This is a genomic window from Pseudomonas sp. VD-NE ins (assembly GCF_031882575.1).
Lineage (GTDB): Bacteria > Pseudomonadota > Gammaproteobacteria > Pseudomonadales > Pseudomonadaceae > Aquipseudomonas > Aquipseudomonas fluorescens_BZ.
Genome location: NZ_CP134772.1, coordinates 6,229,595 through 6,249,431, shown reverse-complemented (window position 1 = coordinate 6,249,431; position 19,837 = coordinate 6,229,595). Strand labels below are relative to the sequence as shown.

The 19,837-nt window shown below is 59.8% G+C and carries 19 protein-coding genes; 6 read left to right on the top strand and 13 right to left on the bottom strand.

Going from position 1 to position 19,837, the window contains the following annotated elements; translation table 11 throughout:
* Window positions 1–139 precede the first annotated feature (139 nt).
* Window positions 140–1,201, top strand: a complete 1,062-nt coding sequence (locus RMV17_RS27955) for a hypothetical protein (protein ID WP_016983215.1) — start codon at window positions 140–142, stop codon at window positions 1,199–1,201.
* A gap of 165 nt (window positions 1,202–1,366) precedes the next feature.
* On the opposite strand, the gene ilvD is transcribed toward RMV17_RS27955, so the two are convergent.
* The 6 genes from ilvD to RMV17_RS27925 all read right to left on the bottom strand — a co-directional run bounded on the left by ilvD (window position 1,367) and on the right by RMV17_RS27925 (window position 9,121).
* Window positions 1,367–3,208: a dihydroxy-acid dehydratase gene (ilvD, locus tag RMV17_RS27950; protein WP_311884076.1), complete on the bottom strand. Its 1,842-nt coding sequence runs from the start codon at window positions 3,206–3,208 to the stop codon at window positions 1,367–1,369.
* Between the two features lie 268 nt (window positions 3,209–3,476).
* The gene (locus RMV17_RS27945) at window positions 3,477–4,709 is read right to left on the bottom strand and encodes an MFS transporter (protein WP_311884074.1); all 1,233 of its coding nucleotides are present in this window, start codon (window positions 4,707–4,709) and stop codon (window positions 3,477–3,479) included.
* On the bottom strand, window positions 4,702–5,679 hold the full coding sequence (locus tag RMV17_RS27940; RefSeq protein ID WP_311884072.1) for a diiron oxygenase: 978 nt from the start codon (window positions 5,677–5,679) through the stop codon (window positions 4,702–4,704). Before RMV17_RS27940 ends, RMV17_RS27945 begins: the two co-directional genes overlap by 8 nt.
* Window positions 5,676–6,749 (bottom strand): SagB family peptide dehydrogenase, encoded by a 1,074-nt coding sequence (locus tag RMV17_RS27935; RefSeq protein ID WP_311884070.1) that lies wholly within the window; start codon window positions 6,747–6,749, stop codon window positions 5,676–5,678. Before RMV17_RS27935 ends, RMV17_RS27940 begins: the two co-directional genes overlap by 4 nt.
* Before the next feature lie 440 nt (window positions 6,750–7,189).
* A complete protein-coding gene (locus RMV17_RS27930) occupies window positions 7,190–8,386 on the bottom strand; it encodes a class I SAM-dependent rRNA methyltransferase (protein ID WP_034153685.1) in 1,197 nt (398 codons plus the stop codon).
* A gap of 195 nt (window positions 8,387–8,581) precedes the next feature.
* Entirely contained in the window at window positions 8,582–9,121 is a 540-nt protein-coding gene (locus RMV17_RS27925) for a type 1 glutamine amidotransferase domain-containing protein (RefSeq protein ID WP_311884068.1), read from the bottom strand.
* Between the two features lie 228 nt (window positions 9,122–9,349).
* Between RMV17_RS27925 and RMV17_RS27920 the strand changes: the two genes are divergently transcribed.
* The 3 genes from RMV17_RS27920 to RMV17_RS27910 all read left to right on the top strand — a co-directional run bounded on the left by RMV17_RS27920 (window position 9,350) and on the right by RMV17_RS27910 (window position 11,380).
* Window positions 9,350–10,162 (top strand): HDOD domain-containing protein, encoded by an 813-nt coding sequence (locus RMV17_RS27920; RefSeq protein ID WP_178087370.1) that lies wholly within the window; start codon window positions 9,350–9,352, stop codon window positions 10,160–10,162.
* A gap of 12 nt (window positions 10,163–10,174) precedes the next feature.
* A complete protein-coding gene (gene mutM, locus RMV17_RS27915; RefSeq protein ID WP_095125836.1) occupies window positions 10,175–10,987 on the top strand; it encodes a bifunctional DNA-formamidopyrimidine glycosylase/DNA-(apurinic or apyrimidinic site) lyase in 813 nt (270 codons plus the stop codon).
* A 69-nt stretch (window positions 10,988–11,056) separates the two neighbouring features.
* Entirely contained in the window at window positions 11,057–11,380 is a 324-nt protein-coding gene (locus tag RMV17_RS27910; RefSeq protein WP_034153681.1) for a hypothetical protein, read from the top strand.
* Window positions 11,381–11,512: 132 nt separating this feature from the next.
* Here RMV17_RS27910 and RMV17_RS27905 read toward each other — a convergent pair whose 3' ends face one another.
* The 5 genes from RMV17_RS27905 to RMV17_RS27885 all read right to left on the bottom strand — a co-directional run bounded on the left by RMV17_RS27905 (window position 11,513) and on the right by RMV17_RS27885 (window position 16,153).
* Complete coding sequence (locus RMV17_RS27905; protein WP_003195146.1) at window positions 11,513–11,764, bottom strand: YfhL family 4Fe-4S dicluster ferredoxin; 252 nt, start codon at window positions 11,762–11,764, stop codon at window positions 11,513–11,515.
* Between the two features lie 102 nt (window positions 11,765–11,866).
* Window positions 11,867–12,346 carry a pantetheine-phosphate adenylyltransferase gene (gene coaD / locus RMV17_RS27900; RefSeq protein ID WP_003229157.1) on the bottom strand — a complete coding sequence of 160 codons (480 nt, stop codon included), beginning with the start codon at window positions 12,344–12,346 and terminating at the stop codon, window positions 11,867–11,869.
* A 115-nt stretch (window positions 12,347–12,461) separates the two neighbouring features.
* Window positions 12,462–14,057, bottom strand: coding sequence for a GMC family oxidoreductase (locus tag RMV17_RS27895; protein ID WP_311884063.1), 1,596 nt, complete (start codon window positions 14,055–14,057; stop codon window positions 12,462–12,464).
* A 90-nt stretch (window positions 14,058–14,147) separates the two neighbouring features.
* Window positions 14,148–14,693: a twin-arginine translocation pathway signal protein gene (locus RMV17_RS27890; RefSeq protein WP_311884061.1), complete on the bottom strand. Its 546-nt coding sequence runs from the start codon at window positions 14,691–14,693 to the stop codon at window positions 14,148–14,150.
* Window positions 14,694–14,722: 29 nt separating this feature from the next.
* Window positions 14,723–16,153 carry a coniferyl aldehyde dehydrogenase gene (locus RMV17_RS27885; RefSeq protein ID WP_311884059.1) on the bottom strand — a complete coding sequence of 477 codons (1,431 nt, stop codon included), beginning with the start codon at window positions 16,151–16,153 and terminating at the stop codon, window positions 14,723–14,725.
* A 146-nt stretch (window positions 16,154–16,299) separates the two neighbouring features.
* Between RMV17_RS27885 and RMV17_RS27880 the strand changes: the two genes are divergently transcribed.
* Window positions 16,300–16,971, top strand: a complete 672-nt coding sequence (locus tag RMV17_RS27880; protein ID WP_007913599.1) for a TetR/AcrR family transcriptional regulator — start codon at window positions 16,300–16,302, stop codon at window positions 16,969–16,971.
* A gap of 33 nt (window positions 16,972–17,004) precedes the next feature.
* Entirely contained in the window at window positions 17,005–17,859 is an 855-nt protein-coding gene (locus tag RMV17_RS27875) for a sulfurtransferase (protein ID WP_311884055.1), read from the top strand.
* 110 nt (window positions 17,860–17,969) lie between these two features.
* Here RMV17_RS27875 and RMV17_RS27870 read toward each other — a convergent pair whose 3' ends face one another.
* Both RMV17_RS27870 and RMV17_RS27865 read right to left on the bottom strand, forming a co-directional pair.
* A complete protein-coding gene (locus tag RMV17_RS27870; RefSeq protein ID WP_311887093.1) occupies window positions 17,970–18,812 on the bottom strand; it encodes an AraC family transcriptional regulator in 843 nt (280 codons plus the stop codon).
* Window positions 18,809–19,810, bottom strand: a complete 1,002-nt coding sequence (locus RMV17_RS27865) for a hydrolase (RefSeq protein ID WP_311884053.1) — start codon at window positions 19,808–19,810, stop codon at window positions 18,809–18,811. Before RMV17_RS27865 ends, RMV17_RS27870 begins: the two co-directional genes overlap by 4 nt.
* Window positions 19,811–19,837: the final 27 nt, after the last annotated feature.

Here is a 19,837-nt window from a genome sequence, read left to right as displayed (position 1 = left end):
GTCCGTCGTTTTTGGAATAAGGCTGTGTCGCTCTCGGCAATGCATCTGGCGCAATAGGGACGTGGGCGGTCGCTGACAGGCGAGGACTGTCACACTTATTTGTTAGCGTCGATCTCTTTGAATCAGGGAGAAGAGGCTTATGAAGTTCGCACCGAAATTTCTGGCTGTCGCACTGGCTGTGGGCATGGGTCTGGCCACTCAGGCCTTCGCCACCGACCTGAAACACTGGCCGGCCGATCAGGCCAAGGCGCTGGACGCGATGATCGCGGCCAACGCCAACAAGGGTAACTACGCGGTGTTCGACATGGACAACACCAGTTACCGCTACGACCTCGAAGAGTCGTTGCTGCCGTTCATGGAAAACAAGGGCCTGATCACCCGCGACAAACTCGACCCCTCGCTCAAACTGATGCCGTTCAAGGACACCGCCGACCACAAGGAAAGCCTGTTCAGTTACTACTATCGCCTCTGCGAAGTCGACGACATGGTCTGCTACCCGTGGGTGGCGCAAGTGTTCTCCGGCTTCACCCTCAAAGAGCTGAAGGGCTATGTCGATGAGCTGATGGCTTCGGGCAAACCGGTGCCGGCGACCTATTACGAAGGCGATGTGGTGAAGAAACTCGACGTCAACCCGCCGAAGATCTTCACCGGCCAGCAAGAGCTCTACAACAAGCTGATGGAGAACGGCATCGAGGTCTACGTGATGACCGCCGCCTCGGAAGAGTTGGTGCGCATGGTCGCGGCGGATCCGAAGTACGGCTACAACGTCAAACCGCAGAACGTCATCGGCGTGACTACTCTGCTGAAGAATCGCGAAACCAACGAACTGACCACTGCACGCAAACAGATCACCGCCGGCAAATATGATGAGAAGGCCAACCTTGGCCTCGAACTGACCCCGTACCTGTGGACCCCGGCCACCTGGATGGCCGGCAAACATGCAGCGATTCTTACCTACATTGATGAATGGAAAAAACCGGTACTGGTTGGCGGCGATACCCCGACCAGCGATGGTTACATGCTGTTCCACGATGTTGACGTGGCCAAGGGCGGGATTCACTTGTGGATCAACCGCAAGGACAAGTACATGACGCAGTTGAACGGCATGATGGCCAAGCACGCGGCGGCGCAGGCCAAGGAAGGGTTGCCGGTGACGGCGGACAAGAACTGGGTGATCGTAAAGCCTGAAGAAATCCAATAACCCCCGGGAGGGATCGGGTTGATCGTTCCCACGCTCTGCGTGGGAATGCAGCCCGTGACGCTCCGCGTCACTGGACGCGGAGCGTCCCTTGAGACATTCCCACGCAGAGCGTGGGAACGATCAGCCCCGCACTTGGCGAGGCATTTTGTTTCGGCGATTTGACGCTTACAGCCCGTCGAGCATCGCTTTGTTACGCACCGCACCTTTATCGGCACTGGTCGCCAGCAGAGCGTAAGCCTTGAGGGCGGTGGTCACCTTGCGCGGACGAATCTCCACCGGTTTCCAGCCTTTCTTGTCTTGCTCGGCGCGGCGTGCCGCCAGTTCCTCGTCGCTGACCAACAGGTTGATCGAGCGGTTCGGGATGTCGATCAGCACTTTGTCGCCATCCTGCACCAGACCGATCGCACCGCCGGCGGCAGCTTCTGGCGAAGCGTGACCGATGGACAGACCGGAAGTACCGCCGGAGAAACGACCGTCGGTGAGCAGCGCGCAGGCTTTGCCCAGGCCTTTGGATTTCAGGTACGAAGTCGGGTAGAGCATTTCCTGCATGCCCGGGCCGCCTTTCGGACCTTCGTAGCGAATGATGACGATGTCACCAGCCTTCACTTCGTCGGCGAGGATGCCGCGTACGGCGCTGTCCTGGCTTTCAAAGATCTTCGCGTTGCCTTCGAAGACGTGGATCGATTCGTCGACACCGGCGGTTTTCACCACGCAGCCATCGAGCGCGATGTTGCCGTACAGAACGGCCAGGCCACCTTCTTGCGAATAGGCGTGTTCGAAACTGCGGATGCAGCCGTTTTCACGGTCGTCATCCAGGGTTTCCCAACGGGTCGACTGGCTGAACGCCGTCTGCGTTGGAATACCGGCAGGGCCTGCCTTGAAGAAATGATGCACGGCTTCATCGGTGGTCTGGGTGATATCCCACTTGGCGATGGCTTCTTCCATGCTGCGGCTGTGCACGGTCGGCAGGTCGGTGTGCAGCAGACCGCCACGGGCCAGTGAGCCGAGGATGCTGAAGATGCCGCCGGCGCGGTGCACGTCTTCCATGTGGTACTTCTGAATGTTCGGCGCCACTTTGCACAGCTGTGGAACGCTGCGCGAGAGGCGGTCGATGTCGCGCAGGTCGAAATCGATCTCCGCCTCTTGGGCGGCAGCGAGCAAGTGCAGGATGGTGTTGGTCGAACCGCCCATGGCGATGTCTAGCATCATCGCGTTCTCGAACGCCTTGAAGTTGGCGATGTTGCGTGGCAGCACCGATTCGTCGTTCTCGCCGTAGTAGCGCTTGCACAGCTCGACGATGGTGCGGCCAGCCTGCAGGAACAGCTGTTCGCGATCACTGTGGGTGGCGAGTGTCGAACCGTTGCCCGGCAATGCCAGGCCCAGTGCTTCGGTCAGGCAGTTCATCGAGTTGGCGGTAAACATGCCGGAGCACGAACCGCAGGTCGGGCAGGCGCTGCGCTCGTACTCAGCGACTTTCTCGTCAGAAGCGCTGGAGTCGGCGGCAATTACCATGGCGTCGACGAGGTCGAGGCCGTGGGACGCGAGTTTGGTCTTGCCGGCTTCCATCGGACCGCCGGAAACGAAGATCACCGGAATGTTCAGGCGCAAGGCAGCCATCAGCATGCCCGGGGTGATCTTGTCGCAGTTGGAGATGCAGACGATGGCGTCGGCACAGTGGGCATTGACCATGTACTCAACGGAGTCGGCGATGATCTCGCGGCTCGGCAGCGAATACAGCATGCCGTCGTGGCCCATGGCGATGCCGTCATCCACGGCAATGGTGTTGAATTCTTTCGCTACACCGCCGGCGCGTTCGATTTCACGGGCGACCAGTTGGCCCAGATCCTTCAGGTGCACGTGGCCCGGTACGAACTGGGTGAACGAGTTGGCAATGGCGATGATCGGCTTTTTGAAGTCGTCATCTTTCATGCCGGTGGCGCGCCACAGTGCGCGGGCGCCGGCCATGTTGCGGCCGTGGGTGGATGTTTTCGAACGGTAATCTGGCATGGAACACTCCGGGCGGCTAATCACTTACTAATCAGGTGCAAAAGGGGAGTGAGCTTCTATTGACGTCTGGAACACTCAGAAATGGCCGTGTGTCCGTGAAGTTGCCGATGACGTTGCGGGATCGCCGCTGGTCTCAGCCTGAGCTCATAAACCCGCCGGGGGATGAATGGCGATGAATCAGCCGATTCTACACCGCTGGCGTCTGGAGGGAATGGCGCAAAGCGTTGTTCCAGTGCAGACGGCGTGTATGGAATGACGACCGGCGGGTTTAATCACCGCCGGTCTGCGCAACGACGTTGGCTTCAACGTTTCTTGCGCGGCGGCTGAGCCTGTTGTTCAGCACCAGCGCTGTCGTGCTCAGCAGCACAAAGCTGTAGCCCAGTGTCGATTGCAGATTGGCCGGGCTGAGGCTGATCAACGCGCTGATAAGCCCACCACAGATAAAGATGATCGTGCTGCCCGCCGATGCCGAAGTACCGGCATTCTCAGGAAACAGGCCCATGGCCCGGGAAGTGGCGGCGGGGCGGGCAATGGTGGTACCTGCGGTGCAGATCAGCATCGGGATCAATACGGTTGCCGGAGCCAACGCATGATCGGCTGCCAGATACAGCATCGCCAGCCCCGACAGCAGGATCAGGCTGAGCCCGGTGAAAATCTGCTGAACTGGCGTGATGCGTCGATTCAGCACGGCAGCGAGGATCCCACCGACGACATAGGCCGCGCCGTAAACCAGCAGGATCAGCGAAAAGTCATAAGGCGCGAGTTGCAGTTGGTCCATGAAGATCAGCGGCGAAATCACGATGAACGAGAAGTGGCAGGCGAAAGCGAACGCTGAAATCAGCCAGTAGCCGACAAATTCGAAGTCCCCCAGCACGCGACGGTAGGACTGAATGAATCCGAGCCGTGTGCCGCTGTAGGCCGGACGACTGTTTGGTAAAAACAGCCAGGCCTTGATCAGCACCGTGGCGGACAGTGCGGTAAACACCCAGAAGCTGCCGCGCCAGCCGAGTGTGGCCTGGAGAAAGGTGCCGGCCAGCGGCGACACCGAGATGAAAATGCCCGTAGCCGTGACCATCAGGATACGCAAACGGTCGCGCTCCTCGCCTTCGAACAGATCCTGCACCAGCGCCTGGGACAGCACGAAACATCCACAGCCCAAGGCCTGCATCACCCGGAATACCAGGAACAGCGTGTAATCGGAGGTCATCACGCAACCGAGCGCGCCAAGCATCGAGGCACTCATGCCGGCGAGTAACAGGCCCTTGCGCCCGATCACGTCCGAGAGCGGACCGATCAAGACCTGGGCAAATGCGATCCCCACGGCGAACAGGCTGATGGACAGCGCGATATCCGCCTGGGTGCTGCGAAAGTGCGTCGCCAATGCTGGAAAGGAAGGAAGCAGAACATCCAGTGGAAACACGCCAAGCAACACCATCGCCAGCAACAGGCTGACAGCGGCGCGGCGCTGCCCTGTGGTTACCACGGATTTTCCTTTATCCATCGATCAGTCCTGCCTTGGCGAAAAGTTTCTGGTTGTGGGGAAGAGCGAAAAAACCGGCCTTGCGCAGTGCATCCAGTGTCGCGATGGCGCCTGATCGTGCACGCGCACGATTGGCCTGCACCGTTGCCATGCCGCCGACGATGTTCATCACGTCGCTGTCGGCGATGCCGGCTCCTCGCAGGCTCTGTTGCAGCCAGACTTCGTCGGCCTCGAAAAAAATGCCGATGATCTCCAGCAGTGTCCTGCTCGCAAACGCACGCTGGCGGCTGTTCATCGACAGCCAGAGATAATGGAAGACCTCGCTGAAGTAGCGACTGTGGCGGGCTTCGTCAGTCAGATGGTCGCGCAGCATGTCGTTCACGCTGGAAACAAGGATGTCGCGGCAGACGTCCAGCAGCTCCCGGGCAATGATGGTTTCCGAGACGAAGCCGAGCAGAAACCATGCCAGTGCGCGGTTTTTTTCCGGGGTGCGGGCGATCAGTGCATTGAGGCGGGTAATGCGCTTCGGAACCACCGGGCGTCCGGTGAACCCGTAGAATGCGGCGATCTGTTCAGCGAGGCGATTGGAGAACAGCGCGTGATAACCCTCGTCGGTGTAGAGCTGCAGCGCCGCGTGTTTCATCGGCAGAGGCACATAAATGGGCAGTTCCCGGTGCACGATGACTTCCACGGCACGATTGACGATGCGGTGTTCGAGCAGAGTGGTGTAGTCGAGAAAGTGCACCAGGTGGTTGGCTGTCAATCGGTGCATCACGTCACGCCCCGCCGCCTGGATGGCAGGATGTGCCAGATAGGGCAGAAACGCCGGTGGAAACCAGTGGCGGGTTTGCAGTTGCAGCGGTACATCGTCGGGCAATTGATAATCATGGGTGCTGCTGCGCACCGAGGCGCGTGTTTCCCAGTCTCCCAGGGTGAATTTCAGCGCCCAGGACACCGGCGCTTCATCCGGCTCGGCAATTGGCAGGGTCATGCTTGCCCCTCGCGCAACAGATCGCGCATTTCGCGGCACATCACTTGTCCGTCGCTTTGCCCGCAGCCAACAAAGAACAGCGGTTGTTCAGCACTGCCCTCGATATTGAGGAGTCTTTCGACCTGCTGGTCGGCAAACGCGCCGGTCAACCAGGTGTTGAGGCCCAGCGCCGTGGCGACCAGTTGAAAGGTTTGCGACAAGTGCCCCGCTTCAACGAAGGCCATGCGATAGGCCCGCGAGTGTTCGTACTTCCACCAGAGCTGGTCAAAACGGGCGGTGATGAACAACCCCAACGGCAGGTTGTTAATGAAATGCTGACCGCCGAGCAATTGGCCCAGCGCTGATTCAGGCAATGGATTGATCCGGCTCAGGGTGTGGTCGGCCGGGTGGTAGGCATAGATGCCCGGCTCCAGGTCCTCGACATTCTGGACCAGCAGGAAGCCTTCGCAGGCGTTCAGGCCTCCCGCGGAAGGACTGCTGCGCCGTGCGCTGAGCCCTTGGGCAATGCTGTCGTCGCGATCATTGTCTCGTTCGCGCAAATAACCGAGGGAAAGGTAAAGCAGGGTTCCGACGTCAATCAACGCTATCGTTGCACCCGTATAGGAGCGGCAGGTTTTGCGCTGGAGCAGCACATTTCCCAGGCTGTCATCACTCAATACGCGTGGCGCCGGCAGAGCAATCCGCTGTCCGGATTCAAGCGTCGGGCGGTTGGTTGCGGGGGCCGGCGAGGCCAATACTTCATTGCAGTGCGCGAGATAGAGTCTCGACCACTCGTGAATATTCTGTGGGGCATGTTCGCAGGGAATGTTTTGCGTACCGATGTGGTAAATCTTCGACAGTTCGTCCCAGCCCCATTGCGGGTTGTCTATTTTTGAAACGGTTAGAATGTCCGCACTTAGTAATTGTGTGTCTATTATGTTGTGAGTGTCGAACAGTTCAGGGTTGTTGATTAGTTGCGCAAGGCGAGAGGTATAGTTGAGATCAAGTTCGTGCTGAGTATGGTTTTTATAGTTCCATACTACTTGTCCCGGTGGGCGTGGCAATATAAACAGGTAAGGATTGATGTGCATGTGGGGGTATTCACTCTGGGTAAAGTCAAAAGGACACCGGGTTGCCGGCACTCCCCGGCGTCCAGACTTACTTAACGGGCTTTAGGGGCAACCAGAAAAGCCAGATTTGCAATTTTTTTACTTTCCAGAGAAATACTTTTCATGATGTGAACTCCTTGTTCATTGATAGTTGAAGTCACCTTGTGGTGACAACTTCATAATAGTTTGTAATGGATTATTGGCAAGGGGATATTAAGTAGGAAATTTCCAGTAATTTTGTCGGAGTAGTCTTTAGCTGGAGATGAACTTGTAGGGAAACTTTCAATAATTAAAAGGCGTAAGGAAATGTCCTGCATGTCTGCGGGAAAATAATTGTAGGAAGTCCAAGGGAATTGCGAAGGGAAGGGCTATGCCTGAAACCAAAACGGGGAGCCTGCTGGCTCCCCGTTATCCGCAAGAAATCAGCTGTTGGGCAGCAGGCGGCAGGTAATGCTCTTGATGTAGCGCGTTTCGGCGATGGCAGGGTGCACCGGGTGATCCGGGCCCTGACCGCCACGCTCGAGCAACTGGATATTGCGATCCAGGTGACGGGCGCTGGTCAGCAGGATGTTCTGCAGATCATCTTCCGGTAGGTGCATCGAGCAGGATGCGCTGACCAGGATGCCGTCCTTGTTGAGCAGGCGCATGGCTTGCTCGTTCAGGCGGCGGTAGGCGCCTTCGCCGTTTTTCATGTCTTTCTTGCGTTTGATGAACGCTGGCGGATCGGCAACGATCACGTCGAAGCGTTCTTCGCTGGCTTTCAGTTCTTTCAGGGCTTCGAAAACGTCGCCTTCGATGCAGGTCATCTTATCGGCGAAACCGTTCAGTGCAGCGTTTCGCTCAACACCGTCGAGGGCGAAAGCCGAGGCGTCGACGCAGAACACTTCGCTGGCGCCAAACGCCGCAGCCTGCACGCCCCATCCGCCGATGTAGCTATAGAGGTCGAGGACGCGTTTGCCTTTGGCGTACGGCGCCAGGCGTGCGCGGTTCATGCGGTGGTCGTAGAACCAGCCGGTTTTCTGACCCTGAATGACCGGGGCTTCGAACTTCACGCCGTTCTCTTCCAGCGCCACCCACTCCGGCACCAGGCCGAACACGGTTTCGACGTAGCGGTTGAGGCCTTCGGCGTCACGGGCGGCAGAGTCGTTCTTGAACAGAATGCCGCTTGGCTTGAGCACTTGGGTCAGGGCTGCGATCACGTCATCTTTATGTGCTTCCATGGTCGCCGAGGCGATCTGGACCACAAGGATGTCACCGAAACGGTCAACGACCAGGCCTGGCAACAGGTCGGAATCACCGTAGACCAGACGGTAGAACGGTTTGTCGAACAGGCGCTCGCGCAGCGACAGGGCCACGTTCAGACGGTGCACCAGCAGCGATTTGTCCAGCGCAACTTTAATGTCGCGCGACAGCAGGCGGGCGCAGATCAGGTTGTTCGGGCTCATCGCCACGATGCCCAGCGGCTTGCCGCCGGCGGCTTCGAGGATGGCCTGGTCGCCGGCATTGAAGCCGTGCAGCGGGGTGGCGGCTACATCGATTTCGTTGCTGTAGACCCACAAGTGGCCGTTGCGCAGGCGACGGTCGGCGTTGGCTTTGAGGCGCAGGCTAGGCAGGGACATGACGTCGCTCCGGAAAAAAGAGCGGGAGTATAACGTGTTGCGACATGTGCCGGGTTTGGCGTGCGATGAAACGCTGATGGCCCTTTCGCGAGCAAGTCGAATCGTCGCACCGTCGCTCCCACAGGGGATTTGTGTCGATGCCAAATCAACTGTGGGAGCGACGATTCGACTTGCCAGCGAAGGCGGTTTTGACTTCTATGCAGACAGTGCGTCGATCAGCTCTTTGTTGAACGCTGGAATATCATCCGGCTGACGGCTGCTGATCAGGTGACCGTCCTTGACCACTTCTTTATCGACCCAGTTGGCCCCGGCATTGACCAGGTCATCCTTGAGTGTCTTGTAACTGGTCATGGTCTTGCCGTTGACCAGCCCCGCCGAGATCAGCAGCCAGCCGCCATGGCAGATCACCGCAATCGGTTTGCCGGCCGAGGCGCCGGTCTTGACCAGGTGCTGGGCATCCTGATCGATGCGGATGGTGTCGGAGTTCTGCACGCCGCCCGGCAGGACGATCGCGTCGTACTGCTCGCTGCTGGCGCTCTGGAAGGTCTGGTCAACCTCGAAGTCATCCGCCGGTTTGTCGTGGTTCCAGCCTTTGACCTTGCCGGCCTCGGCGGAAAGGATGTCGACCTGGGCGCCGGCCTGCTCCAGCGCCTGCTTGGGACCGGTCAGTTCGACCTGCTCGAAACCGTCTGTTACCAAAAAGGCGACGCGTTTGCCGTTGAGGGAAGTGGCCATCGATAAGCTCCTGAGTCTGTGGGAGTTTGCCGCCGCAAGGGATCGGAGTGATCCGTTGGGCATTACAGATTCCGAAGCCGTGGCCTGAATGAAAGTTCCTGACAATTGCCCACTGGTGTGTCGTCTCGCGGTTTTTAGAGGTTAGAATCGCCGCCTGTCCCAGAGTGTGTACTTATGTCCCAAGAGCTGACCACCGAACAGATTCAACAATCGCTGCAAGGCATCAGTGTGCCTGCGCAACCGCAGATCATGGTGGATCTGCAAATGGAGCAGTACATGCCCGACCCCGACCTGGAGGTGATCGCCAAACTGATCGCCCAGGATCCAGGCTTGTCTGGCTCGCTGCTGAAAATTGTCAACTCGCCGTATTACGGCCTGAGCAACAAGATCACCTCGATTCAGCGTGCGGTGAACCTGCTCGGCAGCCGTTCGATCATCAATCTGATCAACGCGCAGTCGATCAAGGGCGAGATGAACGATGACACCATCGTCACCCTCAACCGTTTCTGGGATACCGCCCAGGACGTGGCGATGACCTGCCTGACGCTGGCCAAGCGTATCGGTACTCAAGCCGGCGACGAGGCTTACGCCTTGGGTCTGTTCCACGATTGCGGCGTGCCACTGATGCTGCAGCGCTTCCCCAACTATATGTCGGTGCTGGAAAAGGCCTACGCCAATGCCGGCGCCGAATGTCGGGTCGTCGATACCGAAAACAGCGAGTTCAACACCAACCACGCCGTGGTCGGTTACTACACCGCCAAGTCCTGGCGCCTGCCGGAGCATGTCAGCGCAGCCATCGCCAATCACCACAACGCCCTGGCAATTTTCAGCGATGAGTCTTCGCGCAACAGCCAGATGAAAAACCTGCTGGCGATCCTGAAAATGGCCGAACACATTTGCGCTTCGTATCGCGTGCTGGGCAACCAGACCGAAGATTTCGAATGGAACGCTGTCGGGCCGCTGGTACTCGACTATGTAGGGCTGTCGGATTACGACTTCGAAACCCTCAAACAAACGATCCGCGACCTCGGCGCGCATTGATTCGAGGACACCATGCCTGAACTGCCGGAAGTCGAAACCACCCGTCGCGGGATTGCCCCGCACCTGGAAGGCCAGCGTGTCAGTCGGGTGATCGTGCGTGACCGGCGATTGCGCTGGCCGATTCCCGAAGACCTCGATGTGCGCCTGTCGGGGCAGCGCATCGTGCTGGTCGAGCGCCGCGCCAAGTATCTGCTGATCAACGCCGAGGTCGGTACGTTGATCAGCCATTTGGGCATGTCGGGCAATTTGCGTCTGGTCGAGGCCGGGTTGCCGGCGCTCAAACATGAACACGTCGACATCGAGCTGGAGTCTGGGCTGGCGCTGCGCTACACCGATCCGCGCCGGTTCGGCGCGATGTTGTGGAGCAACGATCCGCTCAACCATGAATTGCTGATTCGCCTCGGCCCGGAGCCGCTGACTGATCTGTTCGATGGCGAGCGCTTGTTTCAGCTGTCGCGCGGGCGTTCGATGGCGGTAAAACCGTTCATCATGGACAACGCTGTGGTCGTGGGCGTCGGCAATATCTATGCGACCGAAGCGCTGTTTGCTGCCGGGATCGACCCGCGCCGCGAGGCCGGTGGGATTTCCCGGGGGCGATACCTGAAACTGGCGATCGAGATCAAACGCATTCTGGCCGCCGCCATTGAGCGTGGCGGTACGACGTTGCGTGATTTCATTGGCGGTGACGGCCAGCCGGGGTATTTCCAGCAGGAACTGTTTGTCTATGGCCGTGGTGGTGAACACTGCAAGGTCTGTGGCACAGGCTTGCGTGAAGTGAAGCTGGGCCAGCGGGCCAGTGTGTTCTGCCCGCGCTGCCAGACCTGAGGCAAAAAGCTGAAAAAGTCCTACGGTCTATAGTGAGTTGTCTCACTGTTCAGCCCGAAGGATCGTGCCATGAAGTTCTTGCAAGTCCTCGTTGTTGCGCTGCTGCTGTGTTCCAGTCTGGCTGTTCAAGCCACGGAAAACGGCAGCGGTGATCCACGCTACACCATCCAGAATCCACCGGCCTACGCCATGCTTGGCGATTTGCTGATTGCCCGACCTTTATTGGTGGTGGCGACGGTGATCGGTGCGGGGGCATTTGTCGTGTCGTTGCCGTTTACCGCGCTGGGTGGCGGGATCGGCGATGCGGGACAGGCGCTGGTGGTTGAACCGGCGAAAGCGGCGTTTGTGCGGTGTCTGGGGTGTACGGGGGAGGGGTTTGAGCAGCGTGAGTGAGCTGATCAGGATTTTGCTGTGTGGCTGACGGCCCTTTCGCGAGCAGGCTCGCTCCCACATTGGAATGCATTTCAAATGTGGGAGCGAGCTTGCTCGCGAAGAGGCCCGAGAGAGCGCTACAAATCCAGCGGATCAGGCCTTGCCGGTAATCTTGCGGTACTTCTCCATCAACTGTTCTTCAGTCTCCGGATGCGCCTCGTCCAGCGGAATGCAATCCACCGGGCAAACCTGCTGGCATTGCGGTTCGTCGTAGTGGCCGACGCACTGGGTGCACAGGTTCGGGTCGATCACGTAGATCTCTTCGCCCTGGGAAATGGCGGCGTTCGGGCACTCGGGTTCGCAAACGTCGCAGTTGATGCAATCGTCGGTGATGATCAGGGACATGCTAACTCCAGCCGGGGCGGCGGGCCCGGGCGCAATAAATCAATGCGCGCAATTGTGCCGCATTGGCGCCCGCAGTGCACGCGGGCGCCGTTTGAACGGTCGTTACTTCTTGAAGCGCAGGGTCAGCGCGTCAGCCACAGCCGGGTGGACGAACTTGCTGATATCGCCGCCCAGCGCGGCAATTTCCCGCACCAGCGTCGAGGAAATGAACGAATAACGTTCGGACGGGGTGAGAAACAGACTCTCCACATCCGGGGCCAACTGGCGGTTCATGTTGGCCAGCTGGAATTCGTACTCGAAGTCCGACACCGCGCGCAGTCCGCGCAGGAACACGTTGGCATTCTGCTCTTTGGCGAAATGCGCGAGCAGCGTCGAGAAACCGACCACTTCCACGTTCGGCAGATGTTTGGTCACCTCGCGAGCCAGTTCGACCCGTTGTTCCAGCGGGAACAGCGGGTTTTTCTTCGGGCTGGCGGCGACCGCAATGATCACGTGGTCGAACAGGCGCGAGGCGCGTTCGACCAGATCGCCATGGCCCTTGGTAATAGGGTCGAAGGTACCTGGGTACAACACTCGGTTCATCGCGTCGTCCTGGCGGGAGTCCGTTGGGGAATCGGATGGTATCGCAGCCGTCCCGGTCGGCCAAGTCGCCTGTTGGGTAAGAAAGCACTATAGACGATGGCAATAATCGGTTTTTTCACGGGTTTCTCAGCCGATCGACGAGGGATGTCGCCAGTTGCGCGGTCAGGCCATACACCGACAGCTGCGGGTTGGCGCCGATGCTGGTGGGGAACAGCGAGCCGTCGTGGATCGACAGATTAGCCAGTTGATGATGCCGGCCGAGACTGTCGGTGACCGCGCTTTTCGGGTCTTCGCCCATCGCGCAACCGCCCATGACGTGAGCGCTGCCGAGTCGCGTGCGATACAACTCGAGGCTCAAACCATCGATCAGCGTGCGTGCTTCGGTCAGGGTTTTCACGTAACGGGCGTCGGCGTGCATCGGCATCACCGATTTCGCGCCGCCGGCGAACTGGATTTCGGCCATGACCTGAAAGGCCCGGCGCAGGCCTTCCCATGCATATGGCGAAACCTGATAGTCGAGTACTGGCGAACCATCGCCCCGCAACTCGACTGCACCGCCCGTGCTGTCCGGGTGAAAACCGTCACGCAGCAAGGCCAGCATGGCGTGGGTGTGCGGCAGGTCAGCCATGTGTTGCGCACTTTCCTCACCAAAGCCGCCGAGCAGGGTGGCCGCCAGTGCCGGATGCAGCGGTGGTACTTCAAGTTTGAAGGCCATCGGCCCGGTGGTGCCGTCCTTCCACTGGAAATGGTCGGAATAGATCGACTGCGGCGCCCCGTAGAACGGGTTGATGACTTCGTCGAAGCGCGCGGCTGACATGTTCACCGGGTGCAGGAAGGTGCGTTTTCCGAGGTTTTCATGCGGATCCGGGGCGTCCGAACGCAGCAATAACGCCGGGCTGTTGATGCCTCCGCCAGCCAATACGTAATGCCGCGCTTTGACGGTGATTGTGCGCCCGGTCGGTGCAACGCAGCGCTCATCCATCGCCACGCATTGCAGGCCGGTGACCTTGTCGCCGCTGATCAGCAGTTTCTCCGCACGGGCCAGATAAAGCAGTTCGCCGCCCTTTTCCAGCGTCGCCGGAATGGTCGTGACCATCATTGATTGCTTGGCGTTGGTCGGGCAGCCCATGCCGCAATAGCCGAGATTCCAGCAGCCGCGCACGTTACGCGGGATCACGTGCCAGCTATAACCGAGCTGTTCGCAGCCTTTGCGGATCACATCGTTGTTGGCGTTGGGCGGCACCATCCACGGCGCGACGCCGAGTCGCTGTTCCATTTTCTCGAACCACGGCGCCATCTCGGCGGGGCTATGGCCTTTGACGTTGTGTTCCTTGGCCCAGTGTTCGAGGGTCGGTTCCGGGGTGCGAAAGCTTGATGTCCAATTGATCAGCGTGGTGCCGCCGACCGCGCGACCCTGGAGGATGGTGATCGCGCCGTCCTTGCTCATGCGGCCGATGCCTTCCTGATAGAGGCTGCTGTAGGCCTGGTCTTCAAGCATTTTGAAATCGGAGCTGGTTTTCAGTGGGCCTTCTTCGATCAGCAGGACTTTGTAGCCGGCGGCGCTGAGGATTTCGGCGGTGGTGCCGCCACCGGCGCCGCTGCCGATAATGGCCACGTCGGCTTCAAGGGTGAGGTCGTCGCTCAGTCGTGCGCCGTTGTAGGTTTTCCAGCCTCGGGCAAGTCCTTCGCGGAACGGGTCGGGTACGGGCATCGATCAGGTTCTCTTTATTATTTTGGATGCAAGGTATGGCGACTGGCCCCTGTGGGAGCGAGCCTGCTCGCGAAGGTCGCGACGGCGATCTCAAACGGTAGGCGGGCCGGGATAACCGCAATGCGCCCACGATTCTGCGCGGGTGTACCAGGCCATCATTACCATCTGCTGCAACGAGCTATGCCCCATGCGCAGCAGGCTTAACGAGCTGTTCTCCCAGCGCTCGAGGAAATGGCGCATGGCCTCGGGGCTGGCATTTTCCCAACTGCCCCAGATCCCGGTGAGTGGACCGCGCGTCACGGCCATGCCGAGGACGTCGAGCAGTTGCCGGGTGAGCTTGAACATTTCCGGCGACAGGTGATCGAGGCTGTAGTCCAGCGACTTGAGCGTGCCTTCAACAGCGCCCGGCATCTTCTCGGCTGCCACGGCGCCGTCGAGCATCACCGGAATCAGTGCGCGCAGAAACAGCAGATCGCCGTCGCGCAACGCCACGAAACCGTTGGCCGCGACGCTCGACGAGCAGCCGCTGAGGCTGGCACCGAGCCCGGCCGTGGCAAGGAACGCGGTGGCGCCGAGGCTGAATTTCAGCAGGCCACGGCGTGACAGTGCAGGTGTTTCGGTCAGGCTTGGGTGCATTATTTTTATTACCCGGCGGTGACGAATGTTTAGCGAATGAACAGCTTCTGAATCAGCTTCTGAATCGATTTGCCGTAGGGCGGGTAAATCAGTCTGGCTGCGTTGAACCGCTGTTTGATCAGCACGCCTTTGGCTTTGCTGAAGGTCAGGAAGCCTTCGTGACCATGGTAGTGGCCCATGCCCGAAGCGCCGATACCGCCAAACGGCATATCGTCCTGAGCCACATGCAGCAACGTGTCGTTCAGGCACACGCCGCCCGAATGGGTTTCGTGCAGCACCCGGTTCTGTTCGCGTTTGTCGTAGCCAAAGTAGTAAAGAGCCAGAGGACGTGGCCGCTGATTGATGTAAGCAAATGCCTGCTCCAGATCCTGATACGGCACGATCGGCAGCAGCGGGCCGAAGATTTCGTCCTGCATCACCGTCATCTCGTCGCTGACATTCAGCAGCACACTGTGCGGCATGCGTCGGCCCTGGCCCTGTTCGAACAGCGGAATCAACAGCGCGCCCTTGCTGGTCGCGTCGCTGACGTAGCCGTTGAGCCGCGCCAATTGGCGTTCGTTGATGATCGCGGTGTAGTCCGGATTGTCGGTGAGTGTCGGGTAAAAACCCTGCACGGCCTGGCGATAGGCTTCGACGAAAGCGCCGACCCGGTCTTCCGGTACCAGCACGTAATCCGGAGCAACGCAGGTCTGGCCGGCGTTGAGGGTTTTACCGAAGGCGATGCGTTCGGCAGCATCCTTGAGCGGCACATCGCGGGAGACGATGGCCGGCGACTTGCCGCCCAGTTCCAGGGTCACCGGCGTCAGGTTTTCGGCGGCGGCGCGCATCACGTGTTTGCCGATGCTGGTGGCGCCGGTGAACAGCAAGTGATCGAAGCGCAGGCGGGAGAATGCCACGCCGATGTCAGCCTCGCCGAGCACCACGCAGACCAGGTCTTCGGGGAAGATCCGCGCCAGCAACTGTTTCATCAACAAACCGGTGGCCGGGGTCGACTCGCTCAGTTTGAGCATCACCCGGTTACCCGCCGCCAAGGCGCCGACCAGTGGGCCGACGGCCAGATACAGCGGGTAATTCCACGGCACGATGACGCCGACCACGCCAAGAGGTTGATACACCACTTTCGCCGACGCCGGCTGGAACGCCATGCCAACCTTGCGCCGCGAGGCCTTCATCCAGCTCTTGAGGTGGCGGCTGGCGTAATGAATGCCGTGCAGGCTTGGCATCAGCTCGGCGAGCAGAGTTTCATCGGCACTGCGATGACTGAAATCGGAGCTGATCGCCTCGATCAATGCCTGACGCTCGTTGCTCAGCAAATCACTCAGTGCCTTGAGCCATTGCTGGCGCTGGGCGGCGGGTGGCATCGGATTGGCGGCATACGCGGCCCGCTGCGCCTCGAACAACCGGTCCAGCTCGGCCAGCGGTTGTTGCAGCGTTTGCAGGTAAGCAATGTCGGCAGTCATGGTCTGCTCCGGATTTATTGTAGTGATGAACTTTTTAGAGTCTATGCTCTAGAAAGTCAAATGACTTCCTTGCACAGCATTGTTTTATCCATTTCCGGTTAGGTCGTAAGATGCCCCCCAACGCACTCTGAATTAAAGCTCAAGCCATGGCCCCACGAATAAAAACCAGCGAGCGTATCGTGCTGAACAGCCTTGAGCTGTTCAATCAGCAGGGCGAGCGCAGCATCAGCACCAATCACATTGCCGCCCATATGGAGATTTCTCCGGGCAACCTGTACTACCACTTCCCCAACAAGCAGGCGATCATCGCCGTGTTGTTCAGTGAGTACGAAAGCCTTGTGGACAGCTTTCTGCGCCCGCCGCAGGGGCGCGCGGCGACGGTCGAGGACAAGCGTTTCTATCTCAAGGAATTGCTCTCGGCGATGTGGCGCTACCGCTTTCTGCACCGCGATCTCGAGCATCTGCTCGACAGCGATCCGGAGTTGGCCGCCCGTTATCGGCGCTTTTCCCAGCGCTGCGTGATTCAGGGCGCGGCGATCTACGAAGGTTTTGTTGCCGCCGGGATCCTTGATATGGATCGCGTGCAGATCGAATCCCTGACCCTCAATGCCTGGATCATCCTGACGTCGTGGGTGCGCTTCCTGTGCACCACCCGCGAAAACTCCAACCACCTCAGTGAGCAAGCCATTAAACGTGGCGTGTACCAGGTGCTGGTGCTGGAAGCCGGGTTTGTCACCGAACAGGCGCGAGACGAGGTCAATGCGTTGTTCGAGGAGTTCTACGTGCCGCTGGCCCAGGCCCTCGAAGACGTGAAATAAACTGTTCTGTTGAAATCCCTCAGGAGCCCCGTTATGCCGATTGCGCAACTGATCAGCCCCGAAGCACTGGATGCCCGCAAGGCGCAGCCGGGGCTGGTGATTCTCGATTGTCGTTTTGCCCTCGAAGACCCGGACTACGGTCAGCGCAGCTATGCCGAAGGGCACATTGCCGGGGCGAGCTTCGCCGATCTTGAACGTGACCTCAGCGGCACCGTGGTCAAGGGTGTGACCGGTCGGCATCCGTTGCCCGAGACAGCGGCGTTGATTGAGCGTCTGCAGGCGTGGGGTATCAACAACGACAGCGACGTGGTTTTGTACGACGACGGTCCCGGTGCCTACGCGGCGCGGGCGTGGTGGTTGCTGGCGTGGCTGGGCAAGCGCGATGGCGTGTTCATTCTCGATGGCGGGCTCAAGGCGTGGCATGCGGCGGGGTTGCCGTTGAGTCTGGATGCGCCGGCGGTCAGTCGCGGTACTTTCAGTGGTCAACCGGACATGAGTCTCCTGCTCAGCGCCGAGCAACTGCAACAGCGGCTTGGTCAACCGGCGCTGACGTTGATCGATGCCCGGGCTTTGCCGCGTTTCAAAGGCGAGGTCGAGCCGATTGATCCGGTTGCCGGGCATATTCCCGGTGCGCAATGCGCGGCGTTCACCGACAACCTCGGCAGTGATGGACGATTCCTGTCGGCGGATCAACTCAAGCAGCGTTTTGCCGCGAAGCTCGGTGAGCGTTCGCCAGCCGATCTGGTGGCGTATTGCGGTTCCGGCGTGACGGCGTGTCACAACCTGTTTGCCTTGTGTCTGGCGGGTTATCCGTTGGGATCGTTGTATGCCGGGTCGTGGAGCGAGTGGATCAACGAGCCTTCGCGCGGTATCGCCACCGGCGAATAATTCGCACAAATCCACCCTGTGGGAGCGAGCCTGCTCGCGAATGCGTCCTGTCAGCCACTATTTCTTGGACTGACACACCGCTTTCGCGAGCAGGCTCGCTCCCACTTTGGTTATTCGTTGTCTGAAGGAAATTGTCGGGCGCTGCGGTACGCGGCGGGTCCGACGCCATAAGCCTGCTTGAACTGCCGGCTCAAATGGCTCTGGTCGGCAAACCCTAGTTGCGTGGCAACCTCCACCGGCAAGCAGCCGTGCTGCAGGAGTGCACGGGCCTGGGCGATGCGTTGCTGGATCAGCCAGGTGTGCGGCGGCATACCAGTAGCGCGGCGGAATACTCGGGCGAAATGGAACGGCGACAGATTGACCGCCGCCGCCAGTTCTTCCAGTGACGGTGGCGCCGCCACTTGTGCGTGCAGCAGTTCTTTGCCCAACAGCACCGCGCGGTGTTCCTTGCCGGCTCGTCCGGGCACCGGCACTGCCGCATGGCGCTGCAACAGCAGCAACATCATCTCGCGCCACAGCGTTTGCTGTTGCAGCGCGGTGGCCGGGCTTTCGAGCAAACGGTGCAACTGGGCAAAGCCGTTGACCAGATCCGCATCGCGATACAGCGTGGCGCCGAACGCCGGCAGGTGGGTGGTGGACAGCTCCAGCTCATCCAGCAGCGAAACGATTTGCGCGGTATCGGGATAAAACGCCCGGTACAGCCAGCCATCCTCGGTGCCTTTGTGCCCGGTGTGCAGTTCGTCCGGATTGATCAACACCAGTGTGCCGCTGCCGGCCAGATGTTCGGCGCCGCGATAGCGATAACGCTGAGCGCCGGCCATGATCATGCCGATCACGAATCCGTCGTGCACATGCGGGGCGAAACGATGCTCGATGTAGCGTGCCGACAACAGCTCGACCCCGGCCAGCGGCGCGGTTTGCCAGAAGCGGATCGACTCGCCCTGATCGCTCATGCGGGTAGGCGAGCCAGCCACTGCGGGATGCGTCGTTCCAGGTAATAACCGGGCTGACGAATCGAGCCGTCGACGAATCCGACATGTCCGCCGCGTGCCTGCAGTTCGAAGGCAGTCGAGGCCGACAGCTCACTGGCCTGCGGCAAGCTGTGCGGGAACACAAACGGATCGTCCGCCGCCTGAATGATCAGGGTCGGCGTGCGGATTTCGCCGAGGAAATAGCGGCTCGAGGCGCGACGATAGTAATCCTCGGCATCATTGAAACCGTGCAACGGCGCGGTCACCCGGCCATCGAAATCCCAGAACGTACGCATGTTTTCCAGCGAACCGAGGGCTGCCAGCGCGGCGAGTCCGTCTTCACGCCCGTCGTGCTGAAACTGCCGCTGCTTGTTCTTGATGTACGCAACCATCTCGCGCATGAAGTGCGCCTGATAGACCTTGGAAAATCCCTGGCCGATGCGGTCGGCACATTGATCGAGGCGAAACGGCACGGACACCGCCACCGCGCCGAGCACGCCGCTGGCACTGCCGGTTTCCCCGAGATGCTTGAGCAGCACGTTACCGCCGAGGGAGTAGCCGACGGCATACAACGGTGCCAATGGTCGTTTGGCGCGCAGGTGTCTGATGGTTTCGGCGAGGTCTTCGCTGGCGCCGGAGTGGTAGCTGCGCGGCAGCAGATTCGGCTCGCCCGAGCAGCCGCGCCAGTTCAGCGCAACGCTGGCCCAGCCTCGCTCGGCCAGCGCTTTCTGGATACCGGCCACATAAGGCGAGTTGGAGGAACCGGTCAGGCCGTGCAACACCAATACCAGTGGTGCATCCGCTGTGTGCGGGCCGTGCCAGTCGAGATCGAGGAAGTCGCCATCCTCAAGCCACAGGCGCTCGCGCTCGCGTTCGATATGCACGGTTTTGCGCCACAGCGGCCCCCACAAGGTTTGCAGGTGCGGATTGCCGAGGCCGAAGGCCGGTGTGAAGCGAAGGCTGGATGGTACTGAGGACAATGACTGCACGGTAACTCTCAACAGGTC

Bases quoted from the DNA above. Each gene is read 5' to 3' on its own strand.
- RMV17_RS27945 (WP_311884074.1), bottom strand. From the start codon at position 4,709: ATGGATAAAGGAAAATCCGTGGTAACCACAGGGCAGCGCCGCGCCGCT.
- mutM (WP_095125836.1), top strand. From the start codon at position 10,175: ATGCCTGAACTGCCGGAAGTCGAAACCACCCGTCGCGGGATTGCCCCG.
- RMV17_RS27895 (WP_311884063.1), bottom strand. From the start codon at position 14,057: ATGCCCGTACCCGACCCGTTCCGCGAAGGACTTGCCCGAGGCTGGAAA.
- ilvD (WP_311884076.1), bottom strand. From the start codon at position 3,208: ATGCCAGATTACCGTTCGAAAACATCCACCCACGGCCGCAACATGGCC.
- RMV17_RS27910 (WP_034153681.1), top strand. From the start codon at position 11,057: ATGAAGTTCTTGCAAGTCCTCGTTGTTGCGCTGCTGCTGTGTTCCAGT.
- RMV17_RS27880 (WP_007913599.1), top strand. From the start codon at position 16,300: ATGGCCCCACGAATAAAAACCAGCGAGCGTATCGTGCTGAACAGCCTT.
- RMV17_RS27930 (WP_034153685.1), bottom strand. From the start codon at position 8,386: ATGTCCCTGCCTAGCCTGCGCCTCAAAGCCAACGCCGACCGTCGCCTG.
- RMV17_RS27875 (WP_311884055.1), top strand. From the start codon at position 17,005: ATGCCGATTGCGCAACTGATCAGCCCCGAAGCACTGGATGCCCGCAAG.
- RMV17_RS27885 (WP_311884059.1), bottom strand. From the start codon at position 16,153: ATGACTGCCGACATTGCTTACCTGCAAACGCTGCAACAACCGCTGGCC.
- RMV17_RS27870 (WP_311887093.1), bottom strand. From the start codon at position 18,812: ATGAGCGATCAGGGCGAGTCGATCCGCTTCTGGCAAACCGCGCCGCTG.
- RMV17_RS27940 (WP_311884072.1), bottom strand. From the start codon at position 5,679: ATGACCCTGCCAATTGCCGAGCCGGATGAAGCGCCGGTGTCCTGGGCG.
- RMV17_RS27955 (WP_016983215.1), top strand. From the start codon at position 140: ATGAAGTTCGCACCGAAATTTCTGGCTGTCGCACTGGCTGTGGGCATG.
- coaD (WP_003229157.1), bottom strand. From the start codon at position 12,346: ATGAACCGAGTGTTGTACCCAGGTACCTTCGACCCTATTACCAAGGGC.
- RMV17_RS27925 (WP_311884068.1), bottom strand. From the start codon at position 9,121: ATGGCCACTTCCCTCAACGGCAAACGCGTCGCCTTTTTGGTAACAGAC.
- RMV17_RS27905 (WP_003195146.1), bottom strand. From the start codon at position 11,764: ATGTCCCTGATCATCACCGACGATTGCATCAACTGCGACGTTTGCGAA.
- RMV17_RS27890 (WP_311884061.1), bottom strand. From the start codon at position 14,693: ATGCACCCAAGCCTGACCGAAACACCTGCACTGTCACGCCGTGGCCTG.
- RMV17_RS27935 (WP_311884070.1), bottom strand. From the start codon at position 6,749: ATGCACATCAATCCTTACCTGTTTATATTGCCACGCCCACCGGGACAA.